This is a genomic window from Streptomyces sp. NPDC001415 (assembly GCF_053597395.1).
Map to the genome: position 1 here is coordinate 248295 of NZ_JBSFIE010000003.1, position 12351 is coordinate 260645.

General features: G+C 69.6%; 10 protein-coding genes. All 10 read left to right on the top strand.

Annotation, left to right across the window (positions count from 1 at the left end):
* Window positions 1–43: 43 nt before the first annotated feature.
* The 10 genes from uvrC to ACWC2B_RS05385 all read left to right on the top strand — a co-directional run bounded on the left by uvrC (window position 44) and on the right by ACWC2B_RS05385 (window position 12250).
* The gene (gene uvrC, locus ACWC2B_RS05340; RefSeq protein WP_450715091.1) at window positions 44–2077 is read left to right on the top strand and encodes an excinuclease ABC subunit UvrC; all 2034 of its coding nucleotides are present in this window, start codon (window positions 44–46) and stop codon (window positions 2075–2077) included.
* Window positions 2074–3015: an RNase adapter RapZ gene (gene rapZ, locus ACWC2B_RS05345; RefSeq protein ID WP_450715092.1), complete on the top strand. Its 942-nt coding sequence runs from the start codon at window positions 2074–2076 to the stop codon at window positions 3013–3015. Before uvrC ends, rapZ begins: the two co-directional genes overlap by 4 nt.
* On the top strand, window positions 3012–4034 hold the full coding sequence (locus tag ACWC2B_RS05350) for a gluconeogenesis factor YvcK family protein (protein WP_053729331.1): 1023 nt from the start codon (window positions 3012–3014) through the stop codon (window positions 4032–4034). Before rapZ ends, ACWC2B_RS05350 begins: the two co-directional genes overlap by 4 nt.
* Complete coding sequence (gene whiA / locus ACWC2B_RS05355; RefSeq protein WP_100574436.1) at window positions 4025–5014, top strand: DNA-binding protein WhiA; 990 nt, start codon at window positions 4025–4027, stop codon at window positions 5012–5014. The genes ACWC2B_RS05350 and whiA overlap by 10 nt, the downstream gene beginning before the upstream one ends.
* Before the next feature lie 163 nt (window positions 5015–5177).
* Window positions 5178–8126 carry a M14 family zinc carboxypeptidase gene (locus tag ACWC2B_RS05360; protein WP_450715093.1) on the top strand — a complete coding sequence of 983 codons (2949 nt, stop codon included), beginning with the start codon at window positions 5178–5180 and terminating at the stop codon, window positions 8124–8126.
* Window positions 8127–8335: 209 nt separating this feature from the next.
* Window positions 8336–9346: a type I glyceraldehyde-3-phosphate dehydrogenase gene (gene gap / locus ACWC2B_RS05365; protein WP_398876681.1), complete on the top strand. Its 1011-nt coding sequence runs from the start codon at window positions 8336–8338 to the stop codon at window positions 9344–9346.
* Between the two features lie 120 nt (window positions 9347–9466).
* Window positions 9467–10678: a phosphoglycerate kinase gene (locus ACWC2B_RS05370; RefSeq protein ID WP_450715094.1), complete on the top strand. Its 1212-nt coding sequence runs from the start codon at window positions 9467–9469 to the stop codon at window positions 10676–10678.
* A 6-nt stretch (window positions 10679–10684) separates the two neighbouring features.
* A complete protein-coding gene (gene tpiA, locus ACWC2B_RS05375; protein WP_406509127.1) occupies window positions 10685–11461 on the top strand; it encodes a triose-phosphate isomerase in 777 nt (258 codons plus the stop codon).
* Between the two features lie 106 nt (window positions 11462–11567).
* The gene (secG, locus tag ACWC2B_RS05380) at window positions 11568–11801 is read left to right on the top strand and encodes a preprotein translocase subunit SecG (RefSeq protein WP_189961251.1); all 234 of its coding nucleotides are present in this window, start codon (window positions 11568–11570) and stop codon (window positions 11799–11801) included.
* A 113-nt stretch (window positions 11802–11914) separates the two neighbouring features.
* Window positions 11915–12250: an RNA polymerase-binding protein RbpA gene (locus ACWC2B_RS05385; RefSeq protein WP_003976875.1), complete on the top strand. Its 336-nt coding sequence runs from the start codon at window positions 11915–11917 to the stop codon at window positions 12248–12250.
* The last annotated feature ends 101 nt before the right edge of the window (window positions 12251–12351 follow it).

The window sequence follows — 12351 nt, forward strand, 5'->3', positions numbered from 1 at the left end:
GGGAGAGGCCGCGTTGTCAGCCCCCGCCAGTAGGGTGGTGGCCATGGCAGACCCCTCCAGCTACCGCCCCAAGCCGGGACAGATCCCCGACTCGCCGGGGGTCTACAAATTCCGCGACGAACACCGCCGGGTGATCTACGTCGGGAAGGCGAAGTCCCTGCGCCAGCGCCTCGCCAACTACTTCCAGCCGTTGACGAGTCTGCACCCGCGCACGGCCACGATGGTCACCACGGCCGCCTCCGTGGAGTGGACCGTCGTCGCCACCGAAGTGGAGGCGCTCCAGCTCGAATACTCCTGGATCAAGGAGTTCGACCCCCGCTTCAACGTCAAGTACCGCGACGACAAGAGCTATCCGTACCTCGCGGTGACGATGAACGAACAGTTCCCGCGCGTCCAGGTCATGCGCGGCGCCAAGAAGAAGGGCGTGCGCTACTTCGGCCCGTACGGGCACGCCTGGGCGATCCGCGAGACCGTCGACCTGATGCTCCGCGTCTTCCCCGTACGCACCTGCTCGGCGGGCGTGTTCAAGCGCTCGGCCCAGATCGGCCGGCCCTGTCTGCTCGGCTACATCGGCAAGTGCGCGGCCCCCTGCGTCGGCCGCGTCACCCCCGAGGAACACCGCGAACTGGCCGAGGACTTCTGCGACTTCATGGCCGGCCGCACCGGCGCGTACCTGCGCCGCATCGAGCAGCAGATGATGGCCGCGGCCGAGGACATGGAGTACGAGCGGGCCGCCCGCCTTCGCGACGACATAGAGGCGCTCAAGAAGGCCCTGGAGAAGAACGCGATCGTCTTCAACGACGCCACCGACGCCGACCTCATCGCGGTCGCCGAGGACGAGCTGGAGGCGGCCGTCCAGATCTTCCACGTGCGCGGCGGCCGGGTTCGCGGCCAGCGCGGCTGGGTCACCGACAAGGTCGAGGCCGTCGACACGGCGGGCCTGGTGGAGCACGCGCTCCAGCAGCTGTACGGCGAGGAGACCGGCGACTCCGTACCGAAGGAGGTCCTGGTCCCGGCGCTCCCCGAGGACGCGGAGGCGGTGAGCGGCTGGCTCGCGAGCCGGCGCGGCTCGGGCGTCTCGCTGCGCATCCCGCAGCGCGGCGACAAGAAGGACCTCATGGTCACGGTCGCGCGCAACGCCCAGCAGGCCCTCGCGCTGCACAAGACCAAGCGCGCCTCCGACCTGACGACCCGCTCGCGGGCCCTGGAGGAGATCGCCGCCGCCCTGGACCTCGACAGCGCGCCGCTGCGCATCGAGTGCTTCGACATCTCGCACCTCCAGGGCGACGACGTGGTGGCGTCCATGGTGGTCTTCGAGGACGGCCTGGCCCGCAAGAGCGAGTACCGGCGCTTCCAGATCAAGAGCTTCGCGGGCCAGGACGACGTCCGGTCCATGCACGAGGTGATCAGCCGCCGCTTCAAGCGCTACCTGGCCGAGAAGGCGCGCACGGGGGAGTGGGTCGAGGAGGAGAGCCAGGAGGGCGGCGAGGCGCCCGGTCAGGGAGCTGGCGGGTTGTCCGGCGAGGTGTCCGCGCTCCAGGAGGAGGACGGCCGCCCCAAGCGGTTCGCCTACCCGCCGCAGCTTCTGGTCGTCGACGGCGGGCAGCCGCAGGTCGCCGCCGCCAAGCGGGCCCTGGACGAGCTGGGCATCGACGACATCGCGGTGTGCGGGCTCGCCAAGCGGCTCGAAGAGGTCTGGGTGCCCGAGGACGACGACCCGGTGGTGCTGCCGCGTTCCAGCGAGGGGCTCTACCTCCTCCAGCGGGTGCGTGACGAGGCTCACCGGTTCGCCATCACCTATCAGAGGGCCAAACGGACGAAGCGCTTCAAGGCGGGGCCGCTGGATGCCGTGCCGGGCCTCGGCGACACCCGCAAGCAGGCTCTGATCAAGCATTTCGGCTCGGTGAAGAAGCTCCGGTCGGCGACAATCGACGAGATCTGCGAGGTCCCCGGCATAGGCCGCAAGACGGCCGAGACCGTTGCCGCGGCCCTCGCCGAAGCGGTCCCGGCCGCGCCCGCCGTGAACACGGCGACAGGAGAGATCATTGAAGAGGACGACGGGGGCAGCACGACATGACTGAGCACGAAGAAGACCGAGAAGCGGGAGTACACGTGAGTACGGGCACGACGATCGAGGCCGGCGGGGCCGATGCGCCCATCCCCGAGCTGGTGATCATCTCCGGTATGTCCGGCGCCGGGCGCAGCACCGCCGCCAAGTGCCTGGAGGACCTCGGCTGGTTCGTCGTCGACAACCTGCCGCCCGCGCTGATCCCCACCATGGTGGAGCTCGGCGCCCGCTCCCAGGGCAACGTGGCGCGCATCGCCGTCGTCGTCGACGTGCGCGGCCGGAGGTTCTTCGACAACCTCCGCGAGTCGCTCGCCGACCTCGACGCCAAGGAGGTCACCCGGCGCATCGTCTTCCTGGAGTCCTCCGACGACGCCCTGGTACGCCGCTTCGAGTCGGTGCGCCGCCCGCACCCGCTGCAGGGCGACGGCCGGATCGTCGACGGCATCGCCGCCGAGCGAGACCTGCTGCGCGAGCTGCGCGGCGACGCCGACCTGGTGATCGACACCTCCAGCCTCAACGTCCACGAGCTGCGCGCCAAGATGGACGCCCAGTTCGCGGGCGACGAGGAGCCGGAGCTGCGCGCCACCGTCATGTCGTTCGGCTACAAGTACGGCCTGCCGGTCGACGCCGACCTGGTCGTCGACTGCCGCTTCCTGCCCAACCCGCACTGGGTGCCGGAGCTGCGTCCGTTCACCGGCCTCAACGAGGAGGTGTCGGGCTACGTCTTCAACCAGCCCGGCGCCAAGGAGTTCCTCGACCAGTACAGCGAGCTGCTCCAGCTGATCGCGACGGGCTACCGCCGCGAGGGCAAGCGGTACGTGACGATCGCGGTGGGCTGCACCGGCGGCAAGCACCGCTCGGTCGCCATGTCCGAGAAGCTCGCCGCCCGTCTGGCCTCCGAGGGGATCGAGACCGTCGTCGTCCACCGGGACATGGGGCGCGAGTGAAGGTGTACCGCCGGCGCACCGCCGGACCGGTGCTGCGCACCGGCCGCAAGCGGGGCGCCCAGCCCAAGGTCGTCGCGCTCGGCGGCGGCATGGGCCTCTCGGCCTCGCTCGCCGCGCTGCGCAGGATCACCGGTGACCTGACCGCCGTCGTCACCGTGGCCGACGACGGCGGCTCCAGCGGCCGCCTCCGCGACGAGCTGGGCGTGCTGCCCCCGGGCGACCTGCGCAAGGCCCTCGCGGCGCTGTGCGGCGACGACGACTGGGGCCAGACCTGGTCCCGGGTCATCCAGCACCGCTTCCAGTCCAAGGGCGACCTGCACGAGCACGCGGTGGGCAACCTCCTGATCGTCGCCCTGTGGGAGCAGCTGGGCGACCATGTGCAGGCGCTCGACCTGGTCGGCAAGCTGCTCGGCGCCCAGGGCCGGGTCCTGCCGATGTCGGCCGTCCCGCTGGAGCTGGAGGCCCTCGTACGGGGGCACGATCCGGAGCGTCCCGACGACGTGGACACCGTGCGCGGCCAGGCCACGGTGGCGCTCACGCCCGGCGAGGTGCTCTCCGTGCAGCTGGTCCCGCACGACCCGCCGGCCGTCCCCGAAGCGGTCGCCGCGGTGCTCGACGCGGACTGGGTGGTGCTCGGTCCGGGCTCCTGGTTCTCCTCCGTCATCCCGCATCTGATGGTGCCCGAACTGCTCGACGCGCTCACCGAGACCAAGGCCCGCAAGGTCCTCTCGCTGAACCTCGCGCCACAACCGGGTGAAACCGATGGCTTCTCTCCGCAGCGTCATTTGGAGGTTTTGGGACGACACGCCCCTAAACTCGCCTTCGACGTGGTGCTGGCCGACGAGGCCGCCGTGCCCGACCGGGGGAGCCTGACCGATGCCGCCAAAAGGCTCGGAGCCGAGGTCGAGCTGGCGCCGGTGGCCAGGCCCGATGGTTCTCCGAAGCACGATCCGGAGCTGTTGGCCGCCGCGTACGACCGTATTTTTCGGATGCATGGAAGGATCGGCCCATGGCGATGACGCCGGCGGTGAAGGACGAAATTTCCCGGCTGCCCGTCACCCGGACCTGCTGCAGGAAGGCGGAGGTCTCGGCGATTCTTCGGTTCGCGGGCGGGCTGCACCTGGTGAGCGGCCGCATTGTGATCGAGGCGGAGCTGGACACCGCGATGGCGGCACGCCGGCTGAAGCGGGACATTCTGGAGATCTTCGGGCACAGCTCCGAGCTGATCGTGATGGCTCCTGGCGGCCTGCGCAGGGGCTCGCGCTTCGTCGTACGGGTCGTCGCGGGCGGCGACCAGCTGGCCCGCCAGACCGGGCTCGTGGACGGCCGCGGCCGTCCCATCCGCGGCCTGCCGCCCCAGGTGGTCTCGGGGGCCACCTGTGACGCCGAGGCCGCCTGGCGCGGCGCGTTCCTGGCGCACGGCTCGCTGACCGAGCCGGGCCGCTCCTCGTCCCTTGAGGTGACCTGCCCGGGCCCGGAGGCGGCCCTCGCCCTGGTCGGAGCCGCGCGGCGGCTCCAGATCGCGGCCAAGGCCCGCGAGGTCCGCGGTGTGGACCGGGTGGTCGTCCGTGACGGCGACGCGATCGGTGCGCTGCTCACCCGCCTCGGCGCGCACGAGTCGGTGCTCGCCTGGGAGGAGCGGCGGATGCGCCGCGAGGTCCGCGCCACCGCCAACCGCCTCGCCAACTTCGACGACGCCAACCTGCGCCGCTCGGCCCGCGCGGCGGTCGCCGCCGGGGCCCGCGTGCAGCGTGCCCTGGAGATCCTCGGCGAGGAGGTCCCCGAGCACCTCGCGGCGGCCGGCCGGCTGCGCATGGAGCACAAGCAGGCCTCCCTGGAGGAGCTGGGCGCGCTCGCCGACCCGCCGCTGACCAAGGACGCGGTCGCGGGCCGGATCCGCCGCCTCCTCGCGATGGCCGACAAGCGGGCCCAGGACCTGGGGATCCCCGGGACGGAGTCCAACCTGACCGAGGAGATGGCGGACGGCCTGGTCGGCTGATCCCGCCCGCTCCTCAACCCGCTTGATCCGGCGCCCACTTGGTGGGCGCCGGTTCCGTCTCCAGCCCGTACCGCCGGGGAGCCACGCGGTATTGACATGATCATGAAGTGTCATGAGCCTGGCGTCTGTCCACTTTCGTGGCAGACAACTGCAAGGGGGGCTCATGAGACGCAGAGCGAGAGCGATCCTCGCCGCCGCATCACTGCTGACGGCCGGACTGGTGGCGGCACCCGTCGCCCAGGCCAGTCAGGGCGGAGCGGACGGCGAGGGCATCGTCGTCTGGAACGCCAAGGTCAGCCGCGCACAGCTGCCGCTGCTCCTGGAGGCCGGCGCCGACGCCCAGGAGCTGGGCGCCCAGCTGCCCGCCAAGGGCTCGGCCGGAGTCGAGCTGTACCTCACCAAGACCCAGGCCGCGGCCCTGCACGGCAAGGGCGTCGAGCTCACCGAGCACAAGGTCTCCGCCCAGGCCCAGAGCCGCCTCAAGGCCGCGGGCGACGGAGTGTTCCGCCCGTACAGCGGCAAGAACGGGCTGAAGCAGGAGATCCTCGACACAGGCAAGGCCAACCCGTCCCTCACCAAGGTCGAGTCGATCGGCAAGACCGTCAACGGCCAGGACATCCTCGCCGTGAAGCTCACCAAGGGCGCCAACAAGTCGAGGGACGGCTCCAAGCCGGCCACGCTGTACCTGTCCAACCAGCACGCCCGCGAGTGGATCACCCCCGAGATGACGCGGCGGCTGATGCACTACTACCTCGACAACTACGGCAAGGATCCGCGGATCACCAAGATCGTGGACTCCACCGAGCTGTGGTTCGTGATCTCCGCCAACCCGGACGGCTACGACTTCACGTTCACGCCCGGCCACCGGCTGTGGCGCAAGAATCTCCGCGACAACAACGGCGACGGCAAGATCACGCCCGGCGACGGCGTCGACCCCAACCGCAACTTCCCCTACAAGTGGGGCTACGACAACGAGGGTTCGTCCCCCGACCCGGCGAACGAGACCTACCGCGGCCCGAGCGCGGGCAGCGAGCCCGAGACCAAGGCGCTCGACTCCTTCGAGAAGCGGATCCACTTCAACTACGCCATCAACTACCACTCCGCGGCCGAACTGCTGCTTTACGGAGTGGGCTGGCAGGTCGCCACGCCGACCCCCGACGACGTCCTCTACAAGTCGCTCGCGGGCACCCCCGACAAGCCGGCCATCCCCGGCTACCTCTCCGAGGTCTCCTCCGCGCTGTACACCACCAACGGCGAGGCGGACGGCCACGCGGCGAACGTCAACGGCACGATGATGTTCACCCCCGAGATGGCCACCTGCACCACCGCCTCGAACGTGGACCCGGGCGACGAGTGGAACGCGGCGGACTGCCCCTCGGACTTCAACTTCCCCGACAGCGAGAAGCTGATCCAGGGCGAGTTCCAGAAGAACATCCCCTTCGCGCTGTCGGTCGCCGAGACCGCCGCCCACCCCGACCAGCCCTCCTCCTCGGTCGGCATCGACGCCCCCGACTTCACGCCGGACACCTTCGCCACCTCGTACACCCGCGACGACGACCAGGAAGTCGCCGTCACCGTACGCAAGTCGGTGCGCGACAAGACCCTCAACTACCGCATCAACGGCGGCCGTACGCAGACCGAGGACCTGGAGCCCTGGAAGGGCGGCGAGGTCTACGGCGGGCGCGACAACCTCCGCTTCGACCAGTACCGCGCGAAGGTCGAGGACGCCGACGCGGGCGACAAGGTCGAGGTGTGGTTCACCGGGCGGACCGCCGCGGGCAAGAAGACCGCCAGCACGCCGTTCACGTACACCGTGGCCGACCGGCCCAAGGCGGACACCCTGGTGCTCGCCGACGAGGGCGGCACCGCCCCGGCCAAGAACGCCGCGCTCTACACCAAGGCGCTCGCCGACAACGGCAGGAAGGCCGCGGTCTGGGACGTCGCCACCCAGGGCACCCCGAGCGCGCTCGGCGTGCTCAGCCACTTCAAGAACGTCATCTGGTACACCGGCAGCGCCCAGCCGACGGCCGCCACCACGTTCGCCGTACGCGACTTCGTCAACGAGGGCGGCAAGCTGGTCAACGCGGGTGAACAGGCCGGCGGCAGCATCGACCTCGGCGGCGGCGCCCTGTCCGACGACTTCTCGCAGTACTACCTCGGCGCCTACAACAAGGCCGGGCTCAAGTCCCCGCCCGCCTTCGCCGGGACCGGACGGCTCGCCGGCGCCAAGGCCTCCCTCGCCGCCGCCCCCGGCAGCCCGCTGACCGCGGCCGGCGCGTACACGGTCACCTCCGACACCCTCAAGCCGCAGCAGTTTCCGCAGTTCACGAGCGCGTCGGCCGGTGACTACCCCGGGATCCGCAGCCCCTTCGAGCCCGCTGAGGGCTCCTGGTTCGCCGCCGCCAAGCACCGGGACGGCGCCTATATGCGGCTCGCCCGCACCGTCGACCTGACCGGCACGGCCGCCACCGCCAAGCCGAGCCTGGACTTCCAGCTCAGCTACGACACCGAGCCCGGCTACGACCAGGTGATCGTCGAGGCGCACACCGTGGGCCAGGACGACTGGACCACCCTGCCGGACGCCAACGGGGGCAGCACCACCAGCGTGCCCAGCCAGTGCGAGCAGGGCTTCCTGCTCCAGGAGCACCCCTTCCTGACGCACTACCTCACGCTCGGCTCGCCCGCCTGCAAGGCGACCGGCAGCAGCGGCAGTTGGAACCGCTTCACCGGCTCCTCCAACGGCTGGCAGCAGGTCGCCATCGACCTCAGCAAGTACGCGGGCAAGCAGGTCGAGGTCGCCGTCTCCTATGTCACCGACCCGGGCACCGGAGGCCTCGGCGCCTTCGTCGACGACACCAGGCTGGTCATCGGCGGCACCCCGCAGGGAGCCGAGGGCTTCGAGACGGCGCTCGGTCCCTGGAGCGTCCCGGGACCGCCGGCCGGCAGCCCCGGGAACAGCGGCGACTGGGCCCGCTCCCAGGCGCTCTTCCACTCCTCGGCCGCCGTCACCACCCGTAACACCGTCCTCCTCGGCTTCGGCCTGGAGAACGTGCCCGCGGCCGCCGACCGCAAGCAGGTCGTCGGCAAGGCGCTCAGCGCACTCCACCGCTGACCCCGCGTAGTGGGGCCGAAGGTCCCGGAGGTCCGTACCCGCAGGTAGGTACGGGCCTCCGGGCTCGCCCGGGCCGCATTTCGGAACCATCCGGACGCGCTGATGTCACCCGGACGCCCCCGGGGAGGTAGGGTCGTAACCGGTCGGGGACATCCCATACAACTCGCCGGCGTCGAGAAACCCGGCGTACCTAACGAGGAGATCGGTTCGTGACGATCCGCGTAGGCATCAACGGCTTTGGCCGCATCGGGCGCAACTACTTCCGCGCGCTCCTTGAGCAGGGTGCTGACATCGAGATCGTGGCTGTCAACGACCTCGGTGACACCGCGACCACTGCCCACCTGCTGAAGTACGACACCATTCTGGGTCGTCTCAAGGCCGAGGTCACCCACACCGCCGACACCATCACGGTCGACGGCCACACCATCAAGGTCCTCTCCGAGCGCAACCCGGCCGACATCCCCTGGGGTCAGCTGGGCGTCGACATCGTCATCGAGTCGACCGGCATCTTCACCAAGAAGGCCGATGCCGAGAAGCACATCGCCGGCGGCGCCAAGAAGGTCCTCATCTCGGCTCCGGCCAAGGACGAGGACATCACCATCGTGATGGGCGTCAACCAGGACAAGTACGAGCCGGCGAACCACCACGTCATCTCCAACGCCTCCTGCACCACCAACTGTGTGGCGCCGATGGCCAAGGTGCTCGACGAGAACTTCGGCATCGTCAAGGGCCTGATGACGACGGTCCACGCGTACACCAACGACCAGCGCATCCTGGACTTCCCGCACTCGGACCTGCGTCGCGCCCGCGCCGCCGCCGAGAACATCATCCCGACCACGACCGGTGCCGCGAAGGCCACCGCTCTGGTGCTCCCGCAGCTCAAGGGCAAGCTCGACGGCATCGCGATGCGCGTCCCGGTCCCGACCGGTTCGGCCACCGACCTCGTCGTGGAGCTGCAGCGCGAGGTCACCAAGGACGAGGTCAACGCCGCGTTCAAGAAGGCCGCCGACGACGGCGACCTCAAGGGCATCCTTTACTACACCGAGGACCCGATCGTGTCCTCGGACATCGTGAGCGACCCGGCCTCCTGCACCTTCGACTCCTCCCTGACCATGGTCCAGGAGGGCAAGTCGGTGAAGATCCTGGGCTGGTACGACAACGAGTGGGGCTACTCCAACCGCCTCGTCGACCTGACCGTCTTCGTCGGCGGCCAGCTCTGACCTCGGTCCGGTAGGCACCTGATGTGAGCTACAGGGCTCGGGCAGCGCAATGACGCGCTGTACGGGCCCTGTCGCCTGTCCAGACCGCCCGTCACGTACCTCCCAAGGAGTCACTCTCATATGAAGACGATCGACGAACTTCTCGCCGAAGGGGTCGCGGGCAAGCGGGTATTCGTCCGCGCCGACCTCAACGTGCCGCTGGCTGAAGGCCTCATCACGGACGACGGCCGCATCCGCGCCGTGCTGCCCACCATCAAGGCGCTCGTCGCCGCCGATGCCAAGGTCGTCGTGGCCTCGCACCTGGGCCGCCCCAAGGGCGCCCCGGACCCGCAGTTCTCGCTCCTTCCCGCCGCCGAGCGGCTCGCCGAACTGCTCGGCGCCCCGGTCGCGTTCGCCCAGGACACCGTGGGCCCCGCCGCCCACGACGCGGTCAACGGCCTTGAGCCCGGCCAGGTCGCGGTCATCGAGAACCTGCGTTTCAACGCCGGCGAGACGGCCAAGGACGACACCGAGCGCGGCGAGTTCGCCGACCGGCTCGCCGCCCTCGCGGACGTGTACGTCGGCGACGGCTTCGGAGCCGTGCACCGCAAGCACGCCTCCGTCTTCGACCTCCCGGCGCGCCTGCCGCACTACGCCGGCTACCTCATCGCCACCGAGGTCGGCGTCCTCAAGAAGCTCACCGAGGACGTCAAGCGCCCCTACACCGTCGTCCTCGGCGGCGCCAAGGTCTCGGACAAGCTCGCCGTCATCGACGAGCTGCTCGGCAAGGCCGACCGCCTGCTCATCGGCGGCGGCATGGCGTACACCTTCCTGAAGGCCAAGGGGTACGAGGTCGGCATCTCCCTCCTTCAGGAGGACCAGATCCCGGTCGTCCAGGAGTACATGAAGCGCGCCGAGGAGACCGGCGTCGAGCTGGTGCTCCCGGTCGACGTGCTCGTCTCCAAGGACTTCCCCGACCTGAAGACCAAGGCCCCGGCGACCTTCCAGACCGTCGACGCGGACAGGATCCCCGCGGACGAGGAGGGCCTGGACATCGGCCCCAAGTCCCGCGAGCTGTTCGCCTCGAAGATCACCGACGCCGAGACCGTCTTCTGGAACGGCCCGGTCGGCGTCGCCGAGCACCCCGACTACGCGGGCGGTACCACCGCCATCGCGCAGGCCCTGCTCGACAGCAAGGGCTTCACCGTGGTCGGCGGCGGCGACTCCGCCGCGGCCGTCCGCAACCTGGGCTTCGACGAGTCGAAGTTCGGCCACATCTCGACCGGTGGCGGCGCGAGCCTCGAATACCTCGAAGGCAAGACGCTTCCCGGCCTCGCCGCACTGGAGGACTGAACAACCGTGAGCACCCGTACCCCGCTGATGGCGGGCAACTGGAAGATGAACCTCAACCACCTTGAGGCCATCGCGCACGTCCAGAAGCTCGCCTTCGCGCTCGCCGACAAGGACTACGAGGCCGTGGAGGTCGCGGTCCTGCCGCCCTTCGTCGACCTGCGCTCCGTGCAGACCCTCGTCGACGGCGACAAGCTCAAGATCAAGTACGGCGCCCAGGACATCTCGGCGCACGACTCCGGTGCCTACACCGGCGAGATCTCGGGCCCGATGCTGTCCAAGCTGAAGTGCACCTACGTCGCCGTGGGCCACTCCGAGCGCCGCCAGTACCACGCCGAGAGCGACGAGATCTGCAACGCCAAGGTGAAGGCCGCCTACAAGCACGGCCTGACCCCGATCCTCTGCATCGGCGAGGGTCTGGACATCCGCAAGGCCGGCCAGCAGGTCCAGTACACGCTGGCCCAGCTCGACGGCGGCCTCAAGGACATCCCGGCCGAGCAGGCCGAGTCCATCGTGATCGCGTACGAGCCGGTGTGGGCGATCGGCACCGGCGAGGTCGCCACCCCCGAGGACGCGCAGGAAGTGTGCGGAGCGATCCGCGGGCGCCTGGCCGAGCTGTACTCGCAGGAGCTCGCCGACAAGGTGCGCATCCAGTACGGCGGCTCGGTGAAGTCCGGGAACGTCGCCGCGATCATGGCCCAGCCCGACGTGGACGGCGCCCTGGTCGGCGGTGCCGCACTGGACGCCGACGAGTTCGTCAAGATCGTCCGCTTCCGCGACCAGTAAGTATGCGGTAGCGCGGATCCGTCGTACCCTTGCGGGGGCCGGACAGGGATTGTGGAATGTCCCCCGGCCCCCGTCGCCATATCAGTCCTAGGAAGTTGGTCCAGCCGTGATTGTCGGGTTCTCGATTGCCCTGATCGTCTTCAGCCTGCTGCTGATGCTGCTGGTGCTGATGCACAAGGGAAAGGGTGGCGGCCTCTCCGACATGTTCGGCGGTGGCATGCAGTCCTCCGTCGGTGGCTCCTCGGTCGCCGAGCGCAACCTCGACCGCATCACCATCGTGGTCGGTCTGTGCTGGTTCGCGTGCATTGTCGTACTTGGTCTGCTGATGAAGCTCAAGTAAGCCGTCGTCGTTCGGCGTTTCGGGGGTGGGGTGTAACTCCAATCACTGGACGCGCGTTGGGCCTTACGTAGACTGGGGCATCTTCGAGCACCATCACGCAGGGAGTTACGACCGTGGCAAGTGGCAACGCGATCCGGGGAAGCCGGGTCGGAGCGGGGCCGATGGGGGAGGCAGAGCGGGGCGAGTCCGCGCCGCGCCTCCGCATCTCCTTCTGGTGCTCGAACGGGCACGAGACGCAGCCGAGCTTCGCCAGTGACGCACAGGTTCCGGAGACGTGGGACTGCCCGCGCTGCGGATTCCCCGCAGGACAGGACCGGGACAACCCGCCGGACCCGCCGCGCACCGAGCCGTACAAGACGCACCTCGCGTACGTACGCGAACGACGCAGCGACGCGGACGGCGAAGCGATCCTCGCGGAGGCACTCGCCAAGCTCCGGGGCGAGATCTGACAGTTGAAGGGCCCACAGGGTGAACTCGCTTCATCCGGAGGGCCCTTCGGTGTATCCGGGCCCGTACCGCATCCGCCCCAACGGGTGAAAGCGCAGGTCAC

What these genes read in the sequence shown, in the direction of transcription:
- uvrC (WP_450715091.1), top strand. Translation starts at nt 44, where the DNA reads ATGGCAGACCCCTCCAGCTACCGCCCCAAGCCGGGACAGATCCCCGAC.
- ACWC2B_RS05370 (WP_450715094.1), top strand. Translation starts at nt 9,467, where the DNA reads ATGAAGACGATCGACGAACTTCTCGCCGAAGGGGTCGCGGGCAAGCGG.
- whiA (WP_100574436.1), top strand. Translation starts at nt 4,025, where the DNA reads ATGGCGATGACGCCGGCGGTGAAGGACGAAATTTCCCGGCTGCCCGTC.
- rapZ (WP_450715092.1), top strand. Translation starts at nt 2,074, where the DNA reads ATGACTGAGCACGAAGAAGACCGAGAAGCGGGAGTACACGTGAGTACG.
- ACWC2B_RS05360 (WP_450715093.1), top strand. Translation starts at nt 5,178, where the DNA reads ATGAGACGCAGAGCGAGAGCGATCCTCGCCGCCGCATCACTGCTGACG.